We start from the raw sequence: 24145 nt of genomic DNA, 5'->3' as shown, positions 1-24145 counted from the left end.
TCCATGTGACCCGGGACGCGGCCTGTTCGGGCGCGTGTTTGCTGGATGGGAGTACCGATGGCGCCCCGGACGGGAGGCGGACTCTGAGAAGGACGGCCTGCTCAATCAACCGCTCACACCCGGGGCGGTGATCCTCAGCCGAGCACCTCGGCCACCGCTTCGAAGGTCTTCCCCACCACTTCGTCCGCTTCCGCTCGTGTCAGGCAGAGCGGCGGGGCGAAGCCTAGTATGTCGCCTTGCGGCATGGCGCGACCGATGACGCCGCGCCGGAGCAGGGCGGCCGCAATGGCCGGGCCGACCTTCCTGGCCGGATCGAAGAAGGTCCGCTTGCCGCGATCCTCGACGAACTCGACCGCGCAGAGCAGGCCCTCGCCGCGAACCTCGCCGACGTGTGCGTGGCGACCGATCGCATCCTTCATGGCTTCGTTGAAATAAGCGCCGATCTCTCCGGCGTTTTTCACCAGCCCGAGATCGTCGATCAGCTTCAGGTTGGCGACGCCCGCCGCCGCGCCGATCGGATGGGCTGAATATGTCCAGCCGTGACCGATCGGACCGTTCTCGTCCGTTCCCTTCTCCAGCACCTCCCAGACCCTGTCGCCGATGATCGAACCGGAGAGCGGCGCGTATGCCGAGGTCAGGCCTTTGGCGATGGTGATGATGTCGGGTTCGATGCCGTAGTGATCCGATCCGAACATGGTCCCAAGCCGGCCGAAGCCGGTCACCACCTCGTCGGCAATCAGCAGGATGTCGTGCTTCTTCAGCACCTTCTGGATCGCGGCCCAGTAGCCGGGAGGCGGCGGCACGATGCCGCCGGTTCCGAGGACCGGTTCGCCTATGAAGGCAGCGATCGTGTCTGCGCCTTCGCGGGCGATCAGCTTTTCCAACTCGTCTGCGCAGAAGGTGACAAAGTCGGCCTCGCTCATGGAAAGGTCGGGCCGACGGTACCAGTAGGGGGCCTCGGTATGGATCACCTGCGACAGCGGCAGGTCGAATTTGTTGTGGAAGGTGGCAAGCCCGGTCAGCGAGCCGGTGACGAGGCCGGAGCCATGATAGCCGCGCCAGCGCGAGATGATCTTCTTCTTTTGCGGCCGGCCGAGAATGTTGTTGTAGTACCAGACGAGCTTGACGTTGGTCTCGTTGGCGTCCGATCCGCCCAGGCCGAAATAGACCTTCGACATGTTCTTGGGCGCGCGTTCAAGCACCATCTTGGCCAGGGTGATGGAGGCTTCGGTGCCGTGGCCGACATAGGCATGGTAGTAGGCGAGTTCCTTCGCCTGCGCCGCGATCGCCTCGGCGATCTCGGGGCGGCCGTAGCCGACGTTGACGCAGTAGAGTCCGGCGAAGGCATCGAGCAGCCGGTTGCCGTCGCGGTCCTCGATGAAGACGCCCTTGCCCCCGGTGACGATGCGGCTGGGCGTTTCGCCGCGCGCATGCTGGGCAAGATGGGTCGAGGGGTGGAAGAAATTGTCCCGGTCCCAGCGATCGAGGACGTCATTGGTCAGCATCTTGATTCTCCGTGTGGTTTGCGGTCAGCCGATGTCGCAGCAGACATATTTGAGGTCCGTATAGGCTTCCATGCCGTGGCGCGACCCTTCGCGGCCGAGGCCGGCCTGCTTCATGCCGCCGAAGGGGATCGGCGCGCCGGTGATCTTGGTGCGGTTGACGGCGACCATACCGAATTCGAGCGCGCCGCTCATGCGCGCGATGCGGGCATTGTCGCTTGTATGAAGGTAGGCGACGAGTCCGGTCTCCGTGCGGTTGGCCTTCTCCAACACCTCGTCCTCGCGGTCGAAGGGGGCAAACGCCGCGACCGGCCCAAAGGTCTCCTCGCGGAGGATCGCCGCATCCTCCGGCACGTCCGTAAGGACGGTGGGCTGGAAGAACAGCGGACCGGCGGGATCGACATCGCCGCCGGCGACGAGTTGCGCGCCGCGCGCAAGAGCGTCGGCGACATGCTCTCTCTGCTTCGCGATGGCGCGCACGTTAATCAGCGGGCCGATCTCAGGATCGGTGACGCCGGGGCCAACGCGCATCGCCTCCACCCTTCTGGCAAAGGCGGCCACGAAGCGCTCGTAGATTGGCCGCTCGATGTAGAAGCGGTTGGCGGCGAGGCAGTCCTGCCCCGAGGTCGCGAACTTGGCCGCGATCGCCCGCTCGAGCGCCCGCTCGAAGTCGCAGTCGGCAAAGGCGATGAACGGCGCGTGGCCGCCGAGTTCCATGACCAGCCGCTTGATGGTCGGGGCGGACTGCGCATAGAGCAGACGGCCGATCTCAGTGGACCCGGTGAATGATAGAATGCGCACCTTGGGCGAGGCCGTGAAGGCGCCGACCACTTCCGGCGCGTCGCCGGTGACGACATTGAAGACGCCGGCGGGGAAGCCGGCGCGCTCGGCCAGTTCGGCGAGCGCCAGCGCGGAGTAGGGGGTCTCTGAGGACGGGTGGGCGACGACCGTGCAGCCGGCGGCGAGCGCGGCAGCGGCCTTGCGCGTCAGCATCGCGGAAGGGAAGTTCCACGGTGTCACGAGCGCCGCGACCCCGACCGGCTGGCGCAGCACGCGCATATCGGCGTCTGCCAGGTGCGAGGTGACGCTCTCGACGTTCAGCCGCTTCGCCTCCTCCGCGTAGAACTCGACGAAGGAGGCGGCGTAGTCGATCTCCCCCAGCGCCTCGGAAAGTGGCTTGCCCTGTTCCTGGACCATCAGGCGGGCGAGGTCCTCGCGTGCGGAGACGATTAGATCGTGCCAGCGACGGAGCGTCTGCGCGCGCCTGAGCGGCAACTCGCCGGACCAGCGGCAGAACGCCTGGTGCGCGGCCTCGATCGCTTGTGCCGCGTCATCCGCCGTCAGCGCCGGAACGGAGCCGATCCGCGACCCGTCGGCCGGGTCGGTGACGTCGATCGTGCGCCCGCGCGAGCCCGCGCTCCAGGCGCCGCCGACATAGGCGAACTCCCGGAACAGGCGTGGGTCTGCAAGCGACGAAAGGCTGGTCTTCTGCAGGTAGGCGATCGAGGTCATGGGGGGCCTTTTGTGAACGAATGCCCCGCATTGTGCCCTTGCAAGCGCCGACGATCGTTCGGAAGAGCCCGATGCCGGCCGAAGCTTCTTCGGAAGTGGATGCCAGATGCAGTCGTTCTTTCGCCGGTCATTCCTGGGCCGGCATACCAAGCAGCCGCACCAGGGGTGGCGCCGTAAGCTTCACCGACTTCGTCACGACGTAAGTGAAGTAGCGGGACAGGCCGACCTTCGCCTCGAGCAGGTGGTCCACCAGGCGCTGGTAGGCGTCTATGTCGCGCGTGACGATCTGCAGGATGTAGTCGAAGCCGCCGCCGACGGCCCAGCAGGCGACGACCTCGTCCAGCGGCGAAAGCGCGCGCTCGAAGAGCTGGAAATCCTGCGCGCGGTGGCTTTCGAGCTCGGCCGCCATGAAGACTGTCACGTGCGGTGCGAGCTTCTTCAGCGCGATCTCGGCGCGATAGCCGGCAATGAGGCCAGCCTCCTCCAGCCGCCTCAGCCGTTCCCATGCGGGCGCGGCCGACAGGTTCACCCGCTTCGCGAGCTCCGCCTTGGAGATGCGGCCCTCGCGACTGAGGATGGCCAGGATCTTCAGGTCGCGGTCGTCGAGCTTCAGCATTGGACGCGCCTCTTCGGCGTCATCCTCGGGCGTGTTCCGAGGATCCGCGGGGGCCGAAGAGCCTCGGCTATCCCACGGCCTACGTGAAAGCCGGAGTGGCTAGCGACCGGTAGTCGCGCGGTAGATTCTCGGGACACGCCCGAGGATGACGCCGAAGGACGGCGCAGGACCACCGAAGCTATCCCTAAGTAGAAATCATCGTTCCCACCCCGGCCTTTCGCGCCGTCTCGACGGCGAACGTGGCGATGGCGGTGTCCTGGGCGCCGGTGCCGGTGAGGTCGCAGATGGTGACCTGGTCGTCGGAGGTGCGGCCCTGCTTCAAGCCGGTGACGATCTCGCCGAGTTCCGGCGGCGTGCCGCGGCTCCAGAGGCCGGCGGCGATCGCGCAGCGCAGTTCACCGAGCAGTTCGCACTGGCTGACCCTGTCGCAGACATACAGGTCGGCCGCGGCGAGCGCGGCGGGCTCGATTTCGTTCTTGCCGGCCTGGTCGGAGCCCATGGCGGTGACGTGGAGGCCGCGGTGCAGCCATTCGGCCTTTAGCACCGGATGTTCGGCAGGCGTGGTCGTCACGACGAGTTGGCTCGCAGCGACGAGCCGCGCCGGATCAGGCTCGTAGCTCGCAACCACCGGCAGGGCGCCCGCAAGGTCGCGCGCGCAGGCCTCAGCCTTCTCGCGATCGCGTCCCCAGACCAGCACCCGGTCGAACGGGCGTACCAGATGCGCTGCCTGAAGCTGCAGCCGCGCCTGAACTCCGGTGCCGATCACTCCCGCGATCTTCACGGTCAATGGTGCGAGGTGGCGGGCGGCGACCGCGCCGGCCGCGGCGGTGCGCACGTCTGTGAGATAGCCGTTGTCGAGCAGCAGCGCCTCGACCAGCCCGGTCTTGGCCGAGAACAGGATCATCAGCCCGTTGAGGCTCGGCAGGCCGATCTTCGGATTGTCGAAGAAGCCCGGGCTGACCTTGATGGCGAAACCCTGGAAGCCGGGGATCCAAGCGGTCTTCACGTCGACCTCGCCGTTAGCCTCGGGGATCGCCATGGACAGGATCGGCGGCATCACCACCTTGCCCGAGGCGAGCGCCGCAAAGGCGCGCTCCACGACATTGACCGTCGGCAGGTCAAGGCTCACCAGCCGCCGCAGATCGGTTTCGGTCAGTATCGTGACCTCACGCGCCATAGGTTCGCCCCTCCACTTCCATGTCGCCGAGCCGCACGCTCCGTCCCGAGACGATGTCGGTGAAGCTGGCCATATCGACGTTGCGCCCGGTGACGATCGTCGCGACCGGGCCGCCGAACGGCGGCAGCCTGCCCGCCTTCATCGCGGCAATGCCGACGACGCTCGCGCCTTCCGCCACTATCCGGTCCTCGAAATAGAGGGTCTGCATGGCGTCGTAGATCTCCCCCTCCGTAACCAGAACGCAGTCGTCGAGCAGGTCGCGGCAGATCGGGAAGGAGAGGCGGTTGTCTAGGCCGATGCCGCCGCCGAGCGAATCGGCGAGGCTCGGCACCTCCTCCACCTCGACCGGACGGCCGGCGCGCACCGAGTCATGCATCGCCGCACCTCGGTCCATGCTGATGCCGATGACCCTGATCGACGGTTTGATGGCCTTGGCGGCCAGTGCCACGCCCGCCGCGAGCCCCCCTCCGGAGAGGGGAACAAGGATCCCCGCGAGGTCCGGCCGGTCCTCCAGCAACTCCAGCCCGATCGTGCCCTGGCCGGCGATCACCAGCGGATCGTCGAAAGGCGATATACCCGCCAGTCCCTCTTCCCGTGACAGCCTGCGGCTTTCGGCGAGCGCGTCGTCCTGGCTGCGCCCGACGATGCGCACCTCCGCGCCGAGCGCGACGATGCCGTCGACCTTCACTTGCGGCACCAGCGACGACATGCAGACGACCGCCCTCAGCCCGCGCGCCCGCGCCGCATAGGCGATGGCGCGACCATGATTGCCCGTCGAGCAGCAGACCACGCCGCCGACGTCCCCGGCGAGCGCGGACACTGTATTGACCGCGCCGCGCAGCTTGAATGCGCCGACCGGCTGGGTCGTCTCGAGTTTTAGGAGGAAGTCGTGGCCGGCAATCGCGCTCATATGCGGCGACGGGACGAGCGGCGTGCGCACCGCGACGCCGGCGATCGCCCGGCGAGCGGCAAGGATGTCTGCGAGCGAGAGGCTCAAATCGCCTCCTTCACCGCGCTCAGGAATTGCTGGGTGCGCTCGCGCCTGGGATTTCCGAACAGTTCCTCGGGCGCTCCCTGCTCCTCGATCCGGCCGCCGTAGAAGAAGCAGACGCGGTCCGAGATGTCCTTGGCGAAACCCATCTGGTGAGTGACCATCAGCATGGTCAAATGGTGCTCGGCGACGAGCTTGCGGATCACGTTGGTGACCTCGCCGATGACTTCCGGGTCGAGCGCCGAGGTCACCTCGTCAAAGAGCATGACCTTCGGCCGCATGGCCATGGCGCGGGCAATCGCGACGCGCTGCTGCTGGCCGCCCGAAAGACGGGACGGATGCTGGTTGCGCTTGTCGGCCATGCCGACCATCGCCAACAACTCCTCGGAGCGCTCGCGCGCCTCCTTCTTCGACAACCCAAGCACATGTACCGGGCCTTCCATGCAGTTCTCCAGCGCGGTCATGTGCGGAAACAGGTTGAAGTGCTGGAAGCACATGCCGATCTTCGAGCGCATCCGGCGCAGATAGCGGTCATTGGCGTGCACGAGGCCATTACCGTCTGGCATGTGCGTCAGCGGTTTGCCGTCGACATAGATGACGCCGCCATTGATGGTTTCCAGCGTCATCAGCATTCGCAATACGGTCGTCTTTCCAGATCCCGATGGACCGATGATCGTAACCATCTCGCCCTCAGCGATGTCGAGATCGAGCGAATCCATCACGACCAGATTTCCGTAGCTTTTGGTCACCTTCCTGAAGCTGACCATGGGCACCGTTTCGCCCTGCAGTTCGAGAGGGAAACCGGACATGTCCTGGCTGTTCATCAGATCATTCCGAGCTTGCGGCGCATCCACGCCTCGAAGAGGCGGATGCCGGTAGCGGTGGGCAGCGAGATGAGGAGGAAGATGATCCCGACCAGCGTATAGGGCTCGAGGAACCGATAGGTTTCCGAGCCTATCGCGTTCGCCGTGTGCATCAGTTCCGCAACGCCGATGACCGAGAGCATGGGAGTGTCCTTCAAGATGCCGACCAGATAGTTGCCCATGCCGGCGAGCGAAGGCGGCAGCGCCTGCGGAATGATCACGCGGAAGTAGGTGCGCGCCGTCGACAGGTTGAGCGAGGTCGCCGCCTCCCATTGGCCCTTCGGCACGCTCTCCAGACCGCCGCGATAGACCTCCGAAAGGTAGGCGGCGTAGTGCAGGCCGATGGCGATCATCCCGGCCGTCCAGGGCGAGAGCCTGAGGCCGAACTGCGGCCCGACATAGAAGACGAAGAAGATCTGTAGCACCAGCGGCGTCGAGCGGACGAACTCGACGGCCTCGCGCACGACCACGGTGACGGCGCGGTAAGGCGTGCGCTGGGCCAGCGCGAAGGCGAGACCGAGCACCACGGCGATCGCATAGCCTAGACCGGCCGCCAACAACGTGTTGCCGGTCGCGACGATCAGGCGGGGCAGGATGTCCCAGGTGAAGTCCCAGCGCCAGTCGAACATCGCTCAAGCCCTCCCCAGCCTGCGCTGCATGAAGCGCTCCAGCCAGCGCATGAACGGTGTCAACATGAAGCGGGCGAGGATGTAGTAGATGATCAGCGCCGTGCCGAAGGCCTCGGCCGACTGGAAGGTAGTGCCGTTGATCTGCTTGACCTGGAACATCAGGTCCGTCACGGCGATGAGCGCCACCAGCGCCGTACCCTTCAACATCTCGATGAGCAGATTGCCCCAAGATGGCAGCATGATCAGCACCGCCTGGGGCAGGATCACGCGCCACATGCGCTTGGCCGGCGACATGTTGAGCGCGAGCGCGGCCTCCCACTGTCCTCTCGGAACCGACAGGATCGCGCCGCGCACCAGTTCCGCCCCGTAGGCACCGAGGTTCATGCCGACGGCGACGAAGCCGGCCGTGAACTTTTCGAACGTGATGCCGAAGAGCGGCAGCACGAAAAAGATCCAGTAGAGTTGGACCAGCAGCGACGTGCCCCGGAAGATCTCGATGTAGACGGTGGCCACGCCGCGGACCAGCGCGTTGGGCGCCAACCGCATCAGGCCCGCTGCCAGCGCGATCGCGACCGCCAGCAGCGCGGCGAGCACGGTCAGCACGACGGTAACCACCGTACCGCTCAGGATACGGTCGCCGTACTGGCCGAGGAACTCGAGATAGGACATGCTGCTCGGATCTTCCCGTCAGGCCACGAAGGCGGAGACGGACACCGTTGGCACCGGTGCCCGAGTGAGCGGCGAGCCGGGTCGGCCGGCCCGCGCATCGTCATTTCAGCGGTTTGCGCAGACCCATTCGCTCGTCTTGTCGCCCGGCAGTGAACCCTTGCCATAGCCGTATTCGGCAACTGCCTCCAGCATGTCGTCAGAGCCGATGTACTCCTTCATGGCCGCGTTGAACTTGTCGAGGAAGTCCTGGTCAGCCTTGCGGAAGCCGATGCCGGCCCAGTTGAACGAGCTCTCCGGCATCGCGTTTGGGTCGGTTGCCTCGACCGCCCCGCTCGAGGCATCAGCAAGCTGCTTCATGGTGAAGTAGGTGCCCGCACCCGCGTCGGCGCGGCCGGACTTCACCGCCGCCAGGATTTCCGTCGGTCCGGGGACCTGCATGATGTTCGACTCGGCAACGCCCGCCGCCTTTGCCGCCTCGATGTTTGAATAGCCCGCGCCGGTCACCATGACGGCACCACCTTTGGCGACGCTCTCATAGTCGCCGATGCCTTTCGGGTTACCGGGCGCGACGATGAAGCCGTCACCAACAGTCGCAACGGGTTCGGAGAAGGCGATGTTCTCGCAGCGGCTCGCCAGGATGTTCATGCCGCCCGTGACGATATCGAACCGGTTGGCGTTGAGGCCCGGGATGAGCCCGCCCCATTCGGTCTGCACGGGCTCGATGTTTTCGTAGCCCATCTTCTTCAGCACCGCGATCGTGAAAACGTTGACGAAGCCCTTTGGGCTGCCGTCGTCGGCGGGATAGGCGAACGGTATCTCGTTTGCGAAGCCGATGCGGATCGGCTCGCCCTTGTCGGCCTTCTCCAGCAGGGACTCTGCGCTGGCGGAAGTCGCGATCGATCCAAGCGCCAGGGCCGCCATGCCGAGCACGGCCACACCCTTCAAGATAGCTGCTTTCATAGGGTTCCTCCTGTTCCACCTCTTGTTGTGCACAACATCACGCGGCGCTCGTATCGTGTCAATGGATTTTTCTAATCAATGCGCAGAATATCTCTTGTTCGCATGCGCCAACTCGCCTTAGATGTACACATTAATCGATCAACTGGTTGATGCGCATTAGGAGGAAGAATGCCGGCGGCGGAACTACCTTTTTCCCGCAACGAGTATGACCGGCGCCTCGCCAAGGTGCGCCGCGCCATGGCAGAGCGGGACATCGACGTCCTCTTCATCGAGGATCCGTCGAACATGGCGTGGATCACGGGCTACGACGGATGGTCGTTCTACGTTCACCAGGGGGTCGTGGTCTTCCACGACGCCGATCCCGTCTGGTGGGGGCGTTCGCAGGACGCAAACGGCGCGGTGCGGACGGTGTGGATGGCGGACGAGCACGTCGCCGGGTACGCCGACAATTACGTGCAGTCGTCCGTCCGCCATCCGATGCAGGATCTTGCCGCGCTGCTTCGCGACCGCGGCTATGCCGGCAAGCGGATCGGGCTCGAGTTCGACAACTACTACTTCTCGGCCAAGGCCTTCCTCGTCCTCAAGGCGGAACTGCCGCAGGCGGAACTGGTCGACGCGACGGCGCTCGTCAACTGGCAGCGAGGCGTGAAGTCCGACGAGGAGATCGCCTTCATGCGCAAGGCGGCTCGAATTGCCGAGAAGATGGTCGACGGCATCATCGAGCGCGTCGAGCCTGGCCGGCCGAAGAACGAGGTCGTGGCCGAGATCTTCGGCGACGCGATCCGCGGAGTCGGCGACGCCTGGGGCGACTATGCGGCCATCGTACCGCTGCTGCCCTCTGGCACCGATGCCGCCGCGCCGCACCTCACCTGGGACAATCGCCCCTTCGTGAAGGGCGAAGCCACGTTCTTCGAGATCGCCGGGTGTTACCGGCGGTACCATACGCCTTTCTGCCGCACCGTGTTCCTCGGCAAGCCGCCGCAGTACATTCTCGACGCGGAGAAGGCGCTGGTCGAAGGGCTGGAAGCTGGCCTGGAAGCGGCACGGCCCGGCAATCCGGCGGGCGCAGTCGCGCGCGCGCTGTTCGGCTCGCTCGAGCGCGCCGGCATCAAGAAGGACAGCCGTTGCGGCTATCCGATCGGCATCTCCTACCCCCCTGACTGGGGCGAGCGCACCATCTCCTTCCGCAAGGACGACGAAACGATCCTCGAGGCCGGCATGACGTTCCACTTCATGCCGGGCCTGTGGATGGACGACTGGGGGCTGGAGATCACGGAAAGCATCCTCATTCGCGAGTCTGGAGCGGCGGAGTGCTTCTGCGACCGGCCGCGCAAGCTGTTCGTGAAGGACTGAGAGACCCTGCATGAACATGCTCGCCCGCACGCGGGAAATTCTGGGCCAACTCGTCGCCTTCCCGACAGTGTCCTCGGACAGCAATCTCGAACTGATCGCCTATACTGCGGATCTCCTGTCGGATGCGGGCGCCACGCTTTCGCTCTCCCGCGACGACAGCGGCACGAAGGCCAATCTGTTCGCCACGTTGGGGCCGGCGGGTGACGGCGGCATCGTGCTCTCCGGACATACCGACGTCGTCCCCGCGGATCCGTCCGAGTGGACGAGCGACCCCTTTACCCTGACCGAACGCGGCGGCAGGCTGTACGGTCGCGGCACCTGCGACATGAAGGGCTTCATCGCCGCCGCTCTGGCGATGGCGCCCCGGTTCGCGGAAGCCGGCCTCGCCCGTCCGCTCCACTTCGCCTTGACCTATGACGAGGAGATCGGCTGCTTCGGTGCGCGGGCGCTGATGGGCGAGATCGCCAATGCCGGCATTCGCCCCTCCGTCGCCATCATCGGCGAGCCAACCGGCATGGGCGTCATCGAGGGTCACAAGGGCTGCTACGAGTACACGACCGAGTTCACCGGCCTCGAAGGCCACGGCTCCCAGCCGGGCAAGGGGGTGAATGCCATCGAGTATGCCACGCGCTACGTTTCGCGCCTGCTCGACCTCGGCGAAAGGCTGAAAGCCCGCGCCCCGGCCGGCAGCCGCTTCGACCCGCCATGGACGACGGTGCAGGTGGGCCGGATGGCCGGCGGCACGGCGCGTAACGTCATCGCCGGTGCCTGCGCCGTCGAATGGGAGATGCGTCCGGTGACGGCCGGCGACGCGGCCTTCGTCAAGAGGGACCTCAACGACTATGTCGACGCGGTCCTGCTGCCGGCCATGCGGGCTGTCTCGCCCGGCTGCGGGATCGTCACCCATGTGATCGGCGAGGTCGAGGGCCTGCAGGTTGTCGGTGAATCCGAGGCGCGGGAGATCGTCTGCGGGCTGACCGGCTGCGACCATGCCGACGTCGTCCCCTTCGGCACGGAGGCGGGCCTGTTCCAGTCTGCGGGCATTTCCTCGATCATCTGCGGTCCGGGCTCGATCGCCCAGGCTCACAAGCCGGACGAGTTCATCGCCATTGACCAACTGGCAGCCTGCCTGGAGATGCTTGACAAGCTGAGGCTGACGCTTGCGGAATAGAGGGGAGGCGCTCTTGATGCCGTTCACTACCGAGCGGACGTCGCCGGCAGACGAAGGCGCGAGAGGCCGGTTCGAGCGGATCTACCAGACTTTACGGATGCGCATCTGCCTGCTCGACTACGCGCCCGGCGAGCGGCTGCGCGAGGAGGATCTCGCCCAGGAATTCGGCGTATCGCGAACGCCGATCCGCCGCGTCCTCGTCAAGCTCGAGGCGGAAGGCCTGCTCCGCTCCGTCCACGGCGTCGGCACCATCGTGAGCGACATCGAGGTGGAAGAGCTGGCACAGGTCTACGAGCTACGCGTCGAACTGGCGGAACTGGTGGGCAAACTCTCACCCGTCGCGGTTGATGGCGGGCTAGTGGCGCGGTTCCGCGAGATCAAGGAACGCTGCGACCAGATGGTGCGCAAGGCCGATCCGCGCGAGTTCGCGCGCATCAACATGGAATTCTTCCACCTGTTCAACAGCCTGACGACCAACGTGCCGCTGCGCGAGATCAGCGAGCGGCTCTACTATCAGACCACGCGAATCTGGCTGAAAACGGCCTCCCGTCTCGGGGGCTACGAGCAGTTGCTCAACAACGAGTTCGTCATCTTCCAGCGTGAGGTCGCGGACATCGCTGAGGCTGTCGAAAACGGCGATCTGGCTGCCGCCAGCCATGTCAGGCGTGCCCACATCGCCATGAGCTTCAGCAGAATCCGGCGGGCGGCGGAATCCGCCGGGGGCACCCTCTTGCGGACGGCCGGGGCCGGCTCTGAGGCCGCTCGCGGGTAAGGGCAGCATTGGGTGTCATCACGTCAATGCTCCTCCTCGTTTTCCTGTGCCTGTTTCCTGTGGTTCCGCCGTTCCTTCTCCTTGACGATGCTGTCCTCGCGCTCAGGGTGTCGAACGTCATCGCGGTCGCCCTTCTGTTTCTCACCGGCTTCACGTTCGGCCAGCATGTAGGGCGGCCTTGGCGCACAGCACACCGAGGACCCGTTGCAAAGGGAACGGACGGAAAGGCGCATCACAATCGCGATCTCGGCGAAGCTGCTATGAGGGACGTCTCCATGATTCTCCGTGCTGCCGCCGATGACCGCCACCGCCCTCGAAATCCTCAAGACCGTTTATGGGTATGATGCGTTCCGGGGACCGCAGGCGCGCATCGTCGAGCATGTCATTGCCGGCAACAACGCCTTCGTGCTGATGCCGACAGGCGGCGGCAAGTCGCTCTGCTACCAGATTCCCGCGATCGTTCGTCCCGGCATGGGGCTCGTCGTGTCGCCGCTCCTGGCGCTGATGGCCGATCAGGTGACGGCGCTCAGGCAGGCAGGGGTGAGGGCGGCGGGCCTCAACTCCGATCTTTCGCCCGATGAGCGCCGCATCCTGTGGCGCGATATCCGCGCCGGCGCGCTCGACCTTCTCTATGTCGCACCCGAAACACTGCTGCGGCCGGACGTGCTGGAGCTGCTGGATGGTGTGAAGCTGTCGCTGATCGCCATCGACGAGGCGCACTGCCTGTCGCAATGGGGGCACGATTTCCGTCTGTCCTATCGCCAGCTCGACGCGGTCGTGGCGCGCTTTGCCGGCACGCCGCGCATGGCGCTGACGGCCACGGCCGACGAACCGACGCGTGCCGAAATCCTGTCGCATCTCGCCATCGACGACGCCGATGCCTTCATCGCCGGTTTCGACCGTCCCAACATCCGCTACGCCATCGAGGAAAAGGACAATCCGCGCGCGCAGCTCAGGGAATTCCTCAAGCGCTACGATGGCGAGAGCGGTATCGTCTACTGCCTGTCGAAACGCCGGACCGAGGAAACTGCCACCTGGCTCCAGGGCCTCGGCTATGACGCGCTCGCCTATCACGCCGGCATGGACAAGGCGGCGCGCGAGGCCAACCAGTTGCGCTTCCAGCATGGCGAGGCAGTCATCATGGTCGCCACTGTCGCCTTCGGCATGGGCATCGACAAGCCGGACGTGCGCTTCGTCGCCCATATCGACCTGCCGGGCAGCATCGAGGCCTATTACCAGGAGACCGGTCGCGCTGGGCGCGACGGCCTGCCATCCGATACCCTGATGCTCTACGGCTACGAGGATATCGCGCTGCGCAGCCGCTTCATCGAGGAGTCGGAGGCGCCCGAACAGCGCAAGCGCATGGAGCGGCAGAAACTCGAAGCGCTGCTGGGACTGGCTGAGACGGCGGGCTGCCGCCGACAGGTTCTGCTGTCCTATTTCGGCGACGATTGCGAACCGTGCGGCAATTGTGACACCTGCGCGGAGCCGCCAAAATTGTTCGACGGCGCCATTGCGGCGCAAAAGGCGCTGTCGTGCATCTACCGCACCGGCGAGCGTTTCGGGCAAGCCTATATTGTCGACGTGCTGCTGGGCGTGGAAAACGAGCGCATCGCCCAGTTCGGCCATGACCGCATCTCCACCTTCGGCATCGGGAGAGAGCACGACAACCGCACATGGCGGGCGATCCTGCGCCAGCTGATCGCGCTGCGCCTCGTCGACGTCGACTTCGCCGGCCATGGCGGCCTAGCGATCGCGCCCGCCGGCCGTGACTTCCTGCGCGACAAGCCGGCGCTGATGCTGCGCGTGCCGGCGCCAGCGCGCGCCCGGCGCGGCAAGGTAGCGCGCAGCACCGCGCAGCCTGCCGTCACCGAGGCGGACCATGATCTGTTCCAGGCATTGCGGCGGAAGCGCACGGAAATGGCGCGCGCGCAGAACGTGCCACCCTATGTGATTTTCCACGACAAGACCCTGATCGAACTGGCGGCGGTGCGACCCGCGTCGCGCGCCGAGATGGCGAACGTGCCCGGTGTCGGCGAAGCCAAGCTCGAACGCTACGGCCCCGCCTTCCTCGCGGTGATAGCCGAGCACGCATGACGAGGCGGCGGCGGGATGACGATGCGTTAGGCGGCCACGAACGGGTCGCTAGCCTTGTTCACGGTGAAGAGGCAACATCTCGCGCAACGCTGCTCCTCTATCGAACGATAGGTTTCACAAGACGCCAAACTACGGCGGATTGGCTAGGGTTGAAGTCATGTTAGGAGACCGGCTGCATTTGAGCGATGCAGGTATGGAAGCCTGAGCGGGACACATCCGGCGCTTCGCAAAGCCATGCCACCGGCCAGATGTCCCGGTGCTTCGCAATGAAGGCGAACCTGATATCGCTTCAAACCATGAGGCTTTGGCGTATCCCTCTGGCTACGCCTTCACCTTTTCGAAGTGGCATCCACCGGCATTCCGGAACCGCATGTACTGCAGGCCTGCGATTCCGCCCGTCAAGGCCAGCGCAATGGCGACGGGGATTAGCGTCGACGGCTGATCAGCCTTCTTCAGCACCCCGACCACCTTATAGCCGACGTCGAGACCGATGCGCTTGGCGTAGGAGCCGAAAGCAACGTTGGTGATTGTCAGTTCGTCGCCCTCCGGCATCAGCGTCAGACCGAGGTCGCGCAGCCGCTCCAGCGGCTCGCCCGGCGCGCGGAGCGGCATGTTGACCGTCTTCCGCACGTCGTCGCCCATCAGGTCTATGCCTTCGACGACGAAGTTGACGCGCGCCCCTTGCGGGGCTCCGGCGATCGTCGCCACGAACTCGGAAGCGGGCCGCTCCTCGTAGGGCGGCGCGACCTGATTCACCCACCAGTCGGGGCGGAACAAGGTGAAGCACACGAGCAGCAGGACCCCGCTTTCCCACAGCCGGCTCTTCGTCACGAACCAGTTCATGGTCGCGGCGGAGAACAGCAGGATGGCGGCAAGCGAGATCAAGGAGTTCCAGATCAGGTCTCCCCAACCCTCCACACCTATCAGCAGCATGGTCGGGTTGAAAATGAAGACGAAGGGCAGGATCGCCGTGCGCAGCGAATAGAGCGCGCCCTGGAAGCTCGTGGCGATCGGGTCCTCGCGCGAGATCGCCGCCGCCGCGAAGCCGGCCAAGCCCACGGGCGGGGTGATGTCGGCCATGATGCCGAAATAGAAGACGAAGAGGTGGACGGCGATCAACGGAATGGCGAGGCCGTTCTGCGCCGCCAACTCCACGACAACCGGCGCCATCAGCGACGCGACCAGAATGTAGTTGGCGGTCGTCGGGATGCCCAGTCCGAGCACCAGACTGATGGCGGCGACCATGAGCAGCATGACGATGACATTGCCGCCGGAAATGAACTCGACCAGTTCCGTCATCATCAGGCCGAGGCCGGTAAGCGTGATGGTTCCGACCACGATGCCGGCGGTCGCGGTCGCAACCGCGATGCCGATCATGTTGCGCGCGCCGAGGGCCAGCCCGTCGACGACGTCGTCAAAGGTGGCGCGCGAGGCGGCCATCATGTCCTGCCGGCGGAACAGCGCCATCAGTATCCGACGGGTCATGACGATGCCGAGGATCGAAACCGTGCCCCAGAATGCGGACAGCCCCGGCGACAACTGCTCGACCATCAGGCACCAGAGCAGCACCCCGATGGGGATCAGGAAGTCCAGTCCGGTGCGCGTCACGTCCCAAGCGCGGGGCAGATGTAGTATCGGCGCGTTCGGATCGTCCATCTCCAGATCCGGATAGCGCGAGGAGTACCAGACCGCGGCGACATAGAGAGCGGCGCCGAGGATGACCAGGAGCGTCGGCGCAGCACTACCGAAGGCGGCCTGCACGGCGAATATGCCGTAGTAGAGCGCGCCCATCACGACGACGCTGCCGGAGAGGCCCAGACCCCAGCGCATCAGCCGTTCCTGCGCGGGTCGAGGCTGGGCGGGGATGCCCTTGGCACCGATCTTCACCGCCTCAAGGTGGACGATATAGAGCAGCGCGAAATAGGAAAACAGCGCCGGCAGGAGCGCGTGCTTGACGATCTCGGAATAGGGTATGCCGACATATTCGACCATCAGGAAGGCGGCGGCGCCCATGACCGGCGGCATGATCTGCCCGTTGATCGAAGCCGAGGCCTCGATGGCGCCGGCCTTTACGCCGGAAAGGCCAGTACGCTTCATCAGCGGGATGGTGAAGATGCCGCCGGTGACGACGTTCGACACCGACGAGCCGGAGACGACGCCATTGAGCGCGGAGGAAACGACCGCCACCTTGGCCGGTCCGCCGCGCATGTGGCCCAGCAGCGCGATCGAAAGCTGCATCATCCAGTTGCCGGCGCCGGCCTTCTCCAGCAGCGTGCCAAACAGCACGAACAGGAAGACGAAGCTTGTCGAGACGCCGAGTGCAATGCCGAAAACGCCCTCGGTGGTCAGCCACTGGTGATTGAGGAACTTGTTGAGTGACGCGCCGCGATGCTGGATCACTTCCGGCATGTATTGGCCGGCGAAAGTGTAGAAGATGAACACCGTGGCGACGATGACCATCGGAATGCCGAGGGATCGGCGCGTGGCCTCCAGCAGCAGGATGATGCCGATGGTGCCGGTGACCAGATCCAGCGTCGTGGGCTGGCCGGGCCGCAAGGCGAGTTGGTCGTAGAAAAGGAAGAGATATGAGCCGGCAAACGCACCGGCCAGCGCGAAGACCCAGTCCAGAACCGGCACTCTTTTGCGCGATGAAGTCTTGAACGCCGGATAGGCGACGAAAGCCAGGAATATGCCGAACCCGAGGTGAATGGCGCGCGCCTCGGTGTCGTTAAGGACGCCGAAGCCGACAATGAAGGGCAGCGGCGAGGCGTACCAGAGCTGGAACAGCGACCAGGAGACCGCCACCCACAGCAGAACCTGCCCTGTCAGGCCGGCGGCGCGCCGCCCGCCTGTGTCGGCCTCGGCGACCAGTTGCTCGAGGTCGACCTCTGACGTGGCTTGCTTGACTTCGCTCATGGCGCCCCCCTTCGGCATTCAGCTTCTTTTTTGTCTTCGCGACCGCGCAGTTCCCTCCACCGCCGGCCCGCCTTTCCAGGCACAAAGAAAGGGCGACGATGCAGCGTGCAACGTCGCCCTCGAGTGCGAGCCGGTTACTTCAGCCAGCCCTTTTCCTTGTAGTACTTTTCGGCGCCCGGATGCAGCGGGGCCGAATTGCCGTCGGTCACCATCTTCTCAGGCTCGAGATTGGCGAAGGCCGGGTGGAGCGACTTGAACTCGTCGAAATTGTCGAACACCGCCTTGACCAACTGGTAAACGCTCTCCTCCGGCACATTGGCCGAGGCGACCAGCGTGGCCAGCACGCCGAAGGTCTCGGTGTCGTCCGGGTTCGCGTTATAGAGGCCGCCTGGGATAGCCACCTTCGCATAGTACGGGTTGTCGGCGACCAACTTGTCGACGACCTCGCCGGTCAGCGGGACGAGCTTGGCGCCGCAGGTCGTGGTCGGATCCTGGATGTTGGCCGACGGATGGCCGACACCGTAGAAGAAGCCGTCGATCTTGCCATCGCAGACCGCCGGGCCGTGCTCGTCGGCCTTCAGTTCGGATGCCAGCGAGAAGTCGGCGAGCGTCCAGTCCATCGCCGACAGCAGACGCTCCATCGAGGCGCGAGTGCCGGAACCGGGATTGCCGACGTTGAAGCGCTTGCCCTTGAAGTCCTCGAACTTGGTCACGCCTGCGTTGGGATGGGCAACTACGGTGAACGGCTCGGGATGGACGGAAAAGACAGCGCGCAGATCGGAATGGGCGCCGCCATCCTTGAACTGTTCCGCTCCCTTATAGGCGTTGTACTGGACGTCGGACTGCGCCATGCCGAAGTCAAGTTCGCCCTCCTTGATGGTGTTGACGTTGTAGGCAGAGCCGCCGGTCGATTCAACCGAGCAGCGGATGCCGTGCGTCTTGCGGTCCTTATTGAGCAGCCGGCAGATGGCGCCGCCCGCGGCGTAGTAGACGCCGGTGACGCCGCCGGTGCCGATGGTGACGAACTGCTGCTGCGCCGAGGCGACGCCTGTCGATAGCGCGGCGCCGAACGCCGCTGCGATGCCAAGGCCGATGATGCGTTTCATATGCTAACTCCCATTTGCACGGTCCCTTGCGGGTTGGTTGACGATAGGCCGGGCCTTCCGTGCTGAAAACCCGTCCAGGCGAACTTACGCGGCAAACGCCGCGTCGACCGCTTCCCCCAGCCGCGACACGATCTCGTCGATGTCGCGCTCCTCGACGATAAACGGGGGCGCCAGCAGAATATGGTCGCCGCGCACGCCGTCGATGGTTCCGCCCATCGGGTAGACCATAAGCCCGCGGGCCATCGCCTCGCGCTTGATGCGGGCGTTGAGCTTCAGCTTCGGGTCGAAAGGCTCCTTGGTGGCGCGGTCGGCGACCAGTTCGACGCCGCGGAACAGGCCGCGGCCGCGGATGTCGCCGACATGGTGGTGGTTGCCGAAGCGCTGGCGCAGCCGCTCGTCCAGGCGGTCGCCCATGGCGCGAATATTGGCCAGCAGGTCGTCGCGGCGGATCACCTCCTGCACGGCGAGTGCCGCCGCCGCGGCCATCGGGTGGCCCATATAGGTGTGGCCGTGCTGGAAGAAGCCGGAGCCGCCGGCGAACGCCTCGAAAATCTTCGCCGCAAGAAGCACCGCGCCGATCGGCTGGTAGCCGCCGCCGAGCCCCTTGGCGATGACTACGAGGTCGGGCGCGACGCTGTCCTGCTCGCAGGCATAGAGCGTGCCGGTGCGGCCCATGCCGCACATCACCTCGTCGAGGATCAACAGCACGCCGTAGCGGTCGCAGATCTCACGAATGCGGCGGAAGTAGCCGGGCGCGGGCGGCACCGCGCCGGCGGTCGCGCCGACCACCGGCTCGGCGACAAAGGCGATGACCTCGTCTGGCCCCAGTTCCAGAAGCTTTTCTTCTAGAAGGTTGGCGGCGCGCAGGCCGTATTCCTCCTCGGATTCGCCATGCCGCTGGTAGCGGTAGGCGTAGCAGGGGTCGATGTGGTGCGTCTCGATCAGCAGCGGCGCGAACTGCGCGCGGCGCCATTCGTTGCCGCCGGCGGCGAGCGCGCCCAGCGTATTACCGTGATAGCTCTGCCTGCGCGCAATGATATGGCGGCGCTTCGGCTCGCCCTTCTCGACGAAATACTGCCGCGCCATCTTCAGCGCCGCCTCGATCGCTTCCGAGCCTCCGCTGACGAGATAGACGTGATCGAGGCCTTCCGGAGCGTCCTGGACGAGGCGGTCGGCCAGCTTCTCGGCCACCTCCGTCGTGAAGAAGCCGGTATGGGCATAGGCGACCCTGTCGAGTTGCTCGTGCAGCGCGGCGATCACGTCTGGATGGCCGTGGCCGAGGCAGGACACCGCCGCGCCACCGGAGGCATCAATATAGGCCTTGCCGTCGGCATCGAAGAGCTCAATGCCGCGCCCGGCGACCGCGACCGGCAGCTTGGCATGGATGGAGCGGTGGAGGATGCGGGTCATTGCGGGGGACTTTCGGAGGATTCAGGGTCTGGGAGCACGGGATTTCAGGTGCACGCCGAAGGCGGCGAGTTGGTCGTCGAAGCGCTGCAGCGCGTCCAGCGCGGCGTCGCCTTCCCGTCCGGCGACCAGCGCGCCGAGGATCTCGGCGACCATGAAGGCGGGCGCCATGGCGTGGAAGAAGGACGGGCTGTCGGTCGGGACAACGAGGGCGAGGCCGGCCACCTGCGCCAGCGGCGCGACAGGGCTGTCGGTGATGGCGACGACCGCTACGCCGCGCCCCGCGGCGTAGCGGGCCAGCTCGACCGTCTGGCGCGTATAGGGCCGCACGCTCGCGGCGACCAGTAGGTCCTGCGAGCCGGCGCGGCCGATGCGGTCGCCGCCGGTGCCGCCGACACTATCGAGCAGCACCGACTTATCGCCGATCATCGAAAGGATGTAATGGAGATGCCAGGCGACCGCGTGGCTGGAGCGCAGGCCGAGGCAGTAGACGCGGCGCGCCGCGGCGATCCGCTTCGCCGCCTCTGCCAGCGCCTCGAGCGAGGCCGGTTCGGCGAGATTCGCCGCCTGGGCTCCGAGCGTCGCCAGCATGTCGGAGGCGAGCGCCCGGTCGCCGTTGAGCTTCTGGCGCGCCACCTGCGCGCCCGCCTTGCCGGCGAAGCCGGCCGACTCGCCGCGCATAGCTTCGGCGTAGAGCGCGCGGATCTCGTCGTAGCCTTCGCGGCCGAGGCGTTTGGCGAGCCGAGTCATCGTTGCCGGCTGCACGCCGGCCTGCCTTGCCTGCTCGCGCATCGACAGCAGCGCCACATCGTGCGGATGATCAAGCAGATAGCGGGCCGCGGCCTGGAGCTGGTCCGGCAGACTGTCGAAGGCACCGACGATTTCCTCGACGAGCGGCGGATGATCCATGCACGCAGTGTTAGCGCCGGATGCAGCCGCTTGCAACATTCGTTTCAGTAAGTCATGAGGCGATCCATCCGTATCATAGGAGCCGCCGGCATGCCCGACTTCCCGCACCCCGTCGCTATCGCGGTCGCGCCGAACGGCGGGCGGCGGGTCAAGACCGATCATCCGGCGATTCCACTAACGGCCGCGGAGCTAGCGGAAACCGCGGCTGAGTGCCTCGAAGCCGGCGCGGCGATGATCCATGTGCATGCGCGCGACGCGGCGGGCAGGCACCTGCTCGACGCAGCCGCCTATCGCGAAACACTCGCCGCCATAAAGGCGGCGGTCGGCGACAAGCTGTTGGTGCAGATCACTACCGAGGCAGTCGGCATCTACGAGAGGGCAGCGCAGATGGAGGTGGTGCGGGAGGTGCGGCCTGAGGCGGCATCCCTGGCGCTGCGCGAGCTTGCGCCGGACGCGGCGTCGGAGGCGGATTTCTCACGCTTTCTCGCGTGGATGAGGAGCGAACGGGTCGCGCCTCAGATCATCCTTTACACACCGGATGAAGCGATGCGTCTGGACGCGATGCGGCGGCGCGGGCTGATTCCGTTCGACGACATTCCGGTGCTCTACGTCCTCGGCCGCTACACCGCCGGGCAGACCTCGCAGCCGGCCGACCTACTGCCGTTCCTTGCGCCCGAAATGCCACGCTTTGCGCACTGGAGCGTCTGCGCGTTCGGGCGCTACGAGGCGGCATGCGTGGCCGCCGGCGCGCTGTTCGGCGGGCATGTACGCGTCGGCTTCGAGAACAATCTCAGTATGCCGGACGGCGGGCTAGCGCCGTCCAATGCGGCGCTGGTCGAAGCGGCAGCCGGAGCGATCGCGTCCAGCGGGATGCGAGCCGCCACCGCTGACGAGCTGCGCGCCGCATGGATCTGGCCCTGATCGGGGCGCGGAACTCGCCAGTTGTGAGCTTTCGATAGGTTGTCCATCCGAGCTAGATCGGGAAAGCGCGAGATGAAACCTAGAGTATCCGGCCTCGCTCGGGGAACCGGGCCGCGTGAACCGTTCGGCCAGTTGAAAAAGGAGATCGCCCGCCATCGGTAGCTCAGATTGCCGAGTATCCGAGCGTGGGCCAACTTCGTATCGAAGGTGTAGAATTCTGGCTGGTTGCCGCGACCCGGTCGACCTTGCCGCCAACTGTCAATATCGACGAGGCTATAACATCCCAACCCGAACTGTTCTGGCGAGGTGACAGGAAGAAGGGCTCATCATAAGCCATTTCGGCCGTGGAAAGCCCTCTCAGGCGCGCGATCGTTGGGCCTACTGAATTGCCCACCTGCACCAATGCAACCTTGCAAATTTCACGAAGCAGCTAACTCTGCGTGGCAGGTTTCGGTTGGCGTGCATACGACCCCGGCTTCGTGGTTGGTCGCTATAGAGAAGTGAAGGCTCCATGAAATGAACGCTAGCGACCGCGTAAGATTGTGCCCGGGGTACCCGCGAGTCACGCTGTGACGAGCGGAAATTCAGGCGAGTGGATCATTTCCGATGAGATGGATGGCGGCGAGCACAATTCCGATTCCGGCCGCGTTGGCCAGATCTTGGAGAAACTTGCCGCAGAACTAGTACTCTTGCCCGCCCAGTTGCGGGCGGCCGCTCGCTTCGTTCTTACAAATCCTAAGGATGTCGCGCTCAAGACCATGCGTGAGCAGGCCTATCTGGCGGGTGTGTCGCATTCAACTATGGTGCGCTTGGCGGAATGGCTGGGATTTGACGGCTATACAGAGCTAAAGGTGGTATTTGCTGACTGGCTGCGCCAGAACGCTGACTATGGATCTGAGCAGATCAGCTACTCATCCGAATTACTATCCGCTGATGTCGATAATGCAGCCGATTGGCTTCGACGGGAGGTCGCTCGTGTAGGCGCGCAGCCAAATATCGAGCGCAAACTCCTCGCCGCGGAACTGCTAGCCGGGGCGCGACGGGTTATCTCTGTCGGAATTGGACCACAACTGCCTGTCGCCAGCCATTTTGCGGAAGTCCTTCGTTCCTTGGGGCACGCTGCATTTGTGTTTGACGCAGCACAGCCGTCAGTTACCCCCGGGTTGAAAGATATCGGCCCCAGGGACGCCATCTTGGCAATCAGCTGTGAGCCGTCTGCCAAGCAGACGCTGGCAGTCGTTCGCTATGCGAAGCGCCGAGGCGCCCAGATCGTCGCCGTTGTGGACCGGCGGCAATCGCCGATCGAGCAATATGCGCAAGTGGTTATCGTCACGGCGCAACCGGATAGCCGGTTTCAAAGCATGGCACCGGTGATCGCATCAGTGGAAATTCTTGCCGCTTTGGTTGAGCAGACGATCACCTCATCGGAATCGAAATAGCAGGGGTACTGCCCGGCCGGCCTGACTTTTCTTTCCCTGTCCGAAGGGCGTCGGCATTCGGCAGAGGGAACCAGCAAATCCGAGCGAGACCATCAGTGCAGGCGGGGACTCGATTCCGACATTGGTGGACGAATACCCGCCTCATGCTGCATCGGCTCGCTCGGCCAATTTGCAAAAAACCTCTTAGGTTCAGTCTGAAGCAATATCTGACTGCCCAGTCAGATATTGCCTCAGAGCCGAGCGGCAATCATTTCCACGGCAGCGATGGCTGGCACCATGCTTGGAAAGGTCGATGGAATGGGAGCTTCGACCAGCACAGTCTCGTCCGCGATCCGCGCCAGGGCAGATTTCTCGTAGTTGGTCACAGCAATCACCTTCGCGCCACTCCTGGATGCCAGCGTCGCCAACCGTACCGTCGGGCAGTCTCCGGAATGCAAACCCACCGCAAGGAGTGCTAAGCCTGTTCGGTTCTCCCGCAGTTGACTCACCGCCGACTCGTCGCCTGCATCGAACGACTGGGCGCTCAACTCCCGCTCCGCCAAAGTCTGGGCCAGGCAGTCGGCCACGACTTTCTCCAGGCAGGAGCCCACGCACCAGATCTCCCTTGCGTCCTGCAACAGAGCGGCAGCCGCTGATTGCTGCTCCGCGCTTCTTTGATTGTCCAACTGCGACAGGCTCGCCGCCACGTGGTTGGCCATCAGTCGCGCACGGTATGCTGGTGGCTGGATAGGCGAAACGTCCCCTTCCGTCTCCGGGAGATATCTCAGATTGTTGGCATAGATCACTCGCAGCGCTTCGTAGCCCTCGAGGCCGAGCCATTCGGCCAGTCGCATCATTGTGGAGTGAGAAACGCCTGCACTGCGCGCCTGACTGCGCATAGACAGCAACGCCACGTCGCGAGGATGCTCCAGCACATAGGAGGCTGCGAATTTCAGTTGGGGGGGCAACTTGTTAAAATGTGAAAGAAGAAGATCAGAAATGGCGATCATGTCCATGAACTGGCATACCTTTCCATCGCCCCCTCCCGACCGTATGAATTGGCGCGCAGGACTTCAACTACAGATCGCAAGCCCAATATGTGGAAACTGACAGCAGGGATCGTTTCCAAGATGCCGTATTTAGTCGACTAAACAGT

At 64.8% G+C, this 24145-nt stretch carries 21 protein-coding genes; 6 read left to right on the top strand and 15 right to left on the bottom strand.

The genetic code is table 11. The features are described from left to right. Positions 1 to 134: 134 nt before the first annotated feature. From HUI96_RS01005 to ehuB, 9 genes are all read right to left on the bottom strand, one after another. Positions 135 to 1505, bottom strand: a complete 1371-nt coding sequence (locus tag HUI96_RS01005) for an aspartate aminotransferase family protein (protein ID WP_188252763.1) — start codon at positions 1503 to 1505, stop codon at positions 135 to 137. A 24-nt stretch (positions 1506 to 1529) separates the two neighbouring features. Then, positions 1530 to 3014 (bottom strand): NAD-dependent succinate-semialdehyde dehydrogenase, encoded by a 1485-nt coding sequence (locus HUI96_RS01000; RefSeq protein WP_188252762.1) that lies wholly within the window; start codon positions 3012 to 3014, stop codon positions 1530 to 1532. A gap of 127 nt (positions 3015 to 3141) precedes the next feature. Then, the gene (locus tag HUI96_RS00995) at positions 3142 to 3630 is read right to left on the bottom strand and encodes an Lrp/AsnC family transcriptional regulator (RefSeq protein ID WP_188252761.1); all 489 of its coding nucleotides are present in this window, start codon (positions 3628 to 3630) and stop codon (positions 3142 to 3144) included. Between the two features lie 184 nt (positions 3631 to 3814). Further along, positions 3815 to 4807 carry a cyclodeaminase gene (locus HUI96_RS00990; protein ID WP_188252760.1) on the bottom strand — a complete coding sequence of 331 codons (993 nt, stop codon included), beginning with the start codon at positions 4805 to 4807 and terminating at the stop codon, positions 3815 to 3817. Continuing rightward, positions 4797 to 5804: a hydroxyectoine utilization dehydratase EutB gene (gene eutB / locus HUI96_RS00985; RefSeq protein WP_188252759.1), complete on the bottom strand. Its 1008-nt coding sequence runs from the start codon at positions 5802 to 5804 to the stop codon at positions 4797 to 4799. The genes HUI96_RS00990 and eutB overlap by 11 nt, the downstream gene beginning before the upstream one ends. After that, a complete protein-coding gene (gene ehuA, locus HUI96_RS00980; RefSeq protein ID WP_273032223.1) occupies positions 5801 to 6622 on the bottom strand; it encodes an ectoine/hydroxyectoine ABC transporter ATP-binding protein EhuA in 822 nt (273 codons plus the stop codon). Before ehuA ends, eutB begins: the two co-directional genes overlap by 4 nt. Further along, positions 6622 to 7290: an ectoine/hydroxyectoine ABC transporter permease subunit EhuD gene (gene ehuD, locus HUI96_RS00975; RefSeq protein WP_188252758.1), complete on the bottom strand. Its 669-nt coding sequence runs from the start codon at positions 7288 to 7290 to the stop codon at positions 6622 to 6624. The genes ehuA and ehuD overlap by 1 nt, the downstream gene beginning before the upstream one ends. 3 nt (positions 7291 to 7293) lie before the next feature. Next, positions 7294 to 7959 carry an ectoine/hydroxyectoine ABC transporter permease subunit EhuC gene (gene ehuC, locus HUI96_RS00970; RefSeq protein WP_188252757.1) on the bottom strand — a complete coding sequence of 222 codons (666 nt, stop codon included), beginning with the start codon at positions 7957 to 7959 and terminating at the stop codon, positions 7294 to 7296. 105 nt (positions 7960 to 8064) lie between these two features. Further along, complete coding sequence (ehuB, locus tag HUI96_RS00965) at positions 8065 to 8919, bottom strand: ectoine/hydroxyectoine ABC transporter substrate-binding protein EhuB (RefSeq protein ID WP_188252756.1); 855 nt, start codon at positions 8917 to 8919, stop codon at positions 8065 to 8067. A 168-nt stretch (positions 8920 to 9087) separates the two neighbouring features. Between ehuB and doeA the strand changes: the two genes are divergently transcribed. Genes doeA through HUI96_RS00950 form a run of 3 tightly spaced genes read left to right on the top strand, consistent with a single transcriptional unit; the run spans position 9088 to position 12215 of the window. Further along, the gene (gene doeA / locus HUI96_RS00960) at positions 9088 to 10272 is read left to right on the top strand and encodes an ectoine hydrolase DoeA (RefSeq protein ID WP_188252755.1); all 1185 of its coding nucleotides are present in this window, start codon (positions 9088 to 9090) and stop codon (positions 10270 to 10272) included. 10 nt (positions 10273 to 10282) lie between these two features. Further along, positions 10283 to 11443: an acetylornithine deacetylase gene (argE, locus tag HUI96_RS00955; RefSeq protein ID WP_237683900.1), complete on the top strand. Its 1161-nt coding sequence runs from the start codon at positions 10283 to 10285 to the stop codon at positions 11441 to 11443. A gap of 16 nt (positions 11444 to 11459) precedes the next feature. After that, positions 11460 to 12215, top strand: coding sequence for a GntR family transcriptional regulator (locus HUI96_RS00950; protein WP_188252754.1), 756 nt, complete (start codon positions 11460 to 11462; stop codon positions 12213 to 12215). 23 nt (positions 12216 to 12238) lie between these two features. Here the strand turns inward: HUI96_RS00950 and HUI96_RS00945 are convergent, their stop codons facing one another. Next, positions 12239 to 12523, bottom strand: a complete 285-nt coding sequence (locus HUI96_RS00945; RefSeq protein ID WP_188252753.1) for a hypothetical protein — start codon at positions 12521 to 12523, stop codon at positions 12239 to 12241. On the opposite strand from HUI96_RS00945, the gene recQ reads away from it, so the two are divergent. Continuing rightward, the gene (recQ, locus tag HUI96_RS00940) at positions 12513 to 14312 is read left to right on the top strand and encodes a DNA helicase RecQ (RefSeq protein ID WP_188252752.1); all 1800 of its coding nucleotides are present in this window, start codon (positions 12513 to 12515) and stop codon (positions 14310 to 14312) included. The two genes, HUI96_RS00945 and recQ, sit on opposite strands and share 11 nt — an antisense overlap. 321 nt (positions 14313 to 14633) lie before the next feature. On the opposite strand, the gene HUI96_RS00935 is transcribed toward recQ, so the two are convergent. The 4 genes from HUI96_RS00935 to HUI96_RS00920 form a co-directional block, all read right to left on the bottom strand. Further along, positions 14634 to 17141 (bottom strand): TRAP transporter permease, encoded by a 2508-nt coding sequence (locus tag HUI96_RS00935; protein WP_188253165.1) that lies wholly within the window; start codon positions 17139 to 17141, stop codon positions 14634 to 14636. A 221-nt stretch (positions 17142 to 17362) separates the two neighbouring features. Beyond that, the gene (locus HUI96_RS00930; RefSeq protein WP_188252751.1) at positions 17363 to 18334 is read right to left on the bottom strand and encodes a TAXI family TRAP transporter solute-binding subunit; all 972 of its coding nucleotides are present in this window, start codon (positions 18332 to 18334) and stop codon (positions 17363 to 17365) included. Positions 18335 to 18418: 84 nt separating this feature from the next. Beyond that, positions 18419 to 19744 (bottom strand): aspartate aminotransferase family protein, encoded by a 1326-nt coding sequence (locus tag HUI96_RS00925; protein WP_188252750.1) that lies wholly within the window; start codon positions 19742 to 19744, stop codon positions 18419 to 18421. Between the two features lie 21 nt (positions 19745 to 19765). Next, on the bottom strand, positions 19766 to 20650 hold the full coding sequence (locus tag HUI96_RS00920; RefSeq protein WP_188252749.1) for a MurR/RpiR family transcriptional regulator: 885 nt from the start codon (positions 20648 to 20650) through the stop codon (positions 19766 to 19768). Positions 20651 to 20740: 90 nt separating this feature from the next. On the opposite strand from HUI96_RS00920, the gene HUI96_RS00915 reads away from it, so the two are divergent. Continuing rightward, positions 20741 to 21571 carry a 3-keto-5-aminohexanoate cleavage protein gene (locus tag HUI96_RS00915; RefSeq protein ID WP_188252748.1) on the top strand — a complete coding sequence of 277 codons (831 nt, stop codon included), beginning with the start codon at positions 20741 to 20743 and terminating at the stop codon, positions 21569 to 21571. A gap of 569 nt (positions 21572 to 22140) precedes the next feature. Further along, entirely contained in the window at positions 22141 to 23010 is an 870-nt protein-coding gene (locus tag HUI96_RS00910) for an SIS domain-containing protein (RefSeq protein ID WP_188252747.1), read from the top strand. A gap of 230 nt (positions 23011 to 23240) precedes the next feature. Here the strand turns inward: HUI96_RS00910 and HUI96_RS00905 are convergent, their stop codons facing one another. Next, complete coding sequence (locus tag HUI96_RS00905; RefSeq protein WP_188252746.1) at positions 23241 to 24005, bottom strand: MurR/RpiR family transcriptional regulator; 765 nt, start codon at positions 24003 to 24005, stop codon at positions 23241 to 23243. Between the last annotated feature and the right edge of the window lie 140 nt (positions 24006 to 24145).

This window comes from Pseudaminobacter soli (ex Zhang et al. 2022), from assembly GCF_014595955.1.
Taxonomy (GTDB): domain Bacteria; phylum Pseudomonadota; class Alphaproteobacteria; order Rhizobiales; family Rhizobiaceae; genus Kumtagia; species Kumtagia pseudosoli.
The sequence above is the reverse complement of the archived record's forward strand: the minus strand, read 5'-3'. Positions and strand labels throughout refer to the sequence as shown.

Excerpts from the sequence above, each read along its gene's own strand:
- HUI96_RS01005 (WP_188252763.1), bottom strand. The coding sequence starts at position 1,505 with ATGCTGACCAATGACGTCCTCGATCGCTGGGACCGGGACAATTTCTTC.
- HUI96_RS01000 (WP_188252762.1), bottom strand. The coding sequence starts at position 3,014 with ATGACCTCGATCGCCTACCTGCAGAAGACCAGCCTTTCGTCGCTTGCA.
- HUI96_RS00995 (WP_188252761.1), bottom strand. The coding sequence starts at position 3,630 with ATGCTGAAGCTCGACGACCGCGACCTGAAGATCCTGGCCATCCTCAGT.
- HUI96_RS00990 (WP_188252760.1), bottom strand. The coding sequence starts at position 4,807 with ATGGCGCGTGAGGTCACGATACTGACCGAAACCGATCTGCGGCGGCTG.
- ehuA (WP_273032223.1), bottom strand. The coding sequence starts at position 6,622 with ATGAACAGCCAGGACATGTCCGGTTTCCCTCTCGAACTGCAGGGCGAA.
- ehuD (WP_188252758.1), bottom strand. The coding sequence starts at position 7,290 with ATGTTCGACTGGCGCTGGGACTTCACCTGGGACATCCTGCCCCGCCTG.
- ehuC (WP_188252757.1), bottom strand. The coding sequence starts at position 7,959 with ATGTCCTATCTCGAGTTCCTCGGCCAGTACGGCGACCGTATCCTGAGC.
- ehuB (WP_188252756.1), bottom strand. The coding sequence starts at position 8,919 with ATGAAAGCAGCTATCTTGAAGGGTGTGGCCGTGCTCGGCATGGCGGCC.
- doeA (WP_188252755.1), top strand. The coding sequence starts at position 9,088 with ATGCCGGCGGCGGAACTACCTTTTTCCCGCAACGAGTATGACCGGCGC.
- argE (WP_237683900.1), top strand. The coding sequence starts at position 10,283 with ATGAACATGCTCGCCCGCACGCGGGAAATTCTGGGCCAACTCGTCGCC.
- HUI96_RS00950 (WP_188252754.1), top strand. The coding sequence starts at position 11,460 with ATGCCGTTCACTACCGAGCGGACGTCGCCGGCAGACGAAGGCGCGAGA.
- recQ (WP_188252752.1), top strand. The coding sequence starts at position 12,513 with ATGACCGCCACCGCCCTCGAAATCCTCAAGACCGTTTATGGGTATGAT.
- HUI96_RS00930 (WP_188252751.1), bottom strand. The coding sequence starts at position 18,334 with ATGAAACGCATCATCGGCCTTGGCATCGCAGCGGCGTTCGGCGCCGCG.
- HUI96_RS00925 (WP_188252750.1), bottom strand. The coding sequence starts at position 19,744 with ATGACCCGCATCCTCCACCGCTCCATCCATGCCAAGCTGCCGGTCGCG.
- HUI96_RS00920 (WP_188252749.1), bottom strand. The coding sequence starts at position 20,650 with ATGGATCATCCGCCGCTCGTCGAGGAAATCGTCGGTGCCTTCGACAGT.
- HUI96_RS00915 (WP_188252748.1), top strand. The coding sequence starts at position 20,741 with ATGCCCGACTTCCCGCACCCCGTCGCTATCGCGGTCGCGCCGAACGGC.
- HUI96_RS00905 (WP_188252746.1), bottom strand. The coding sequence starts at position 24,005 with ATGGACATGATCGCCATTTCTGATCTTCTTCTTTCACATTTTAACAAG.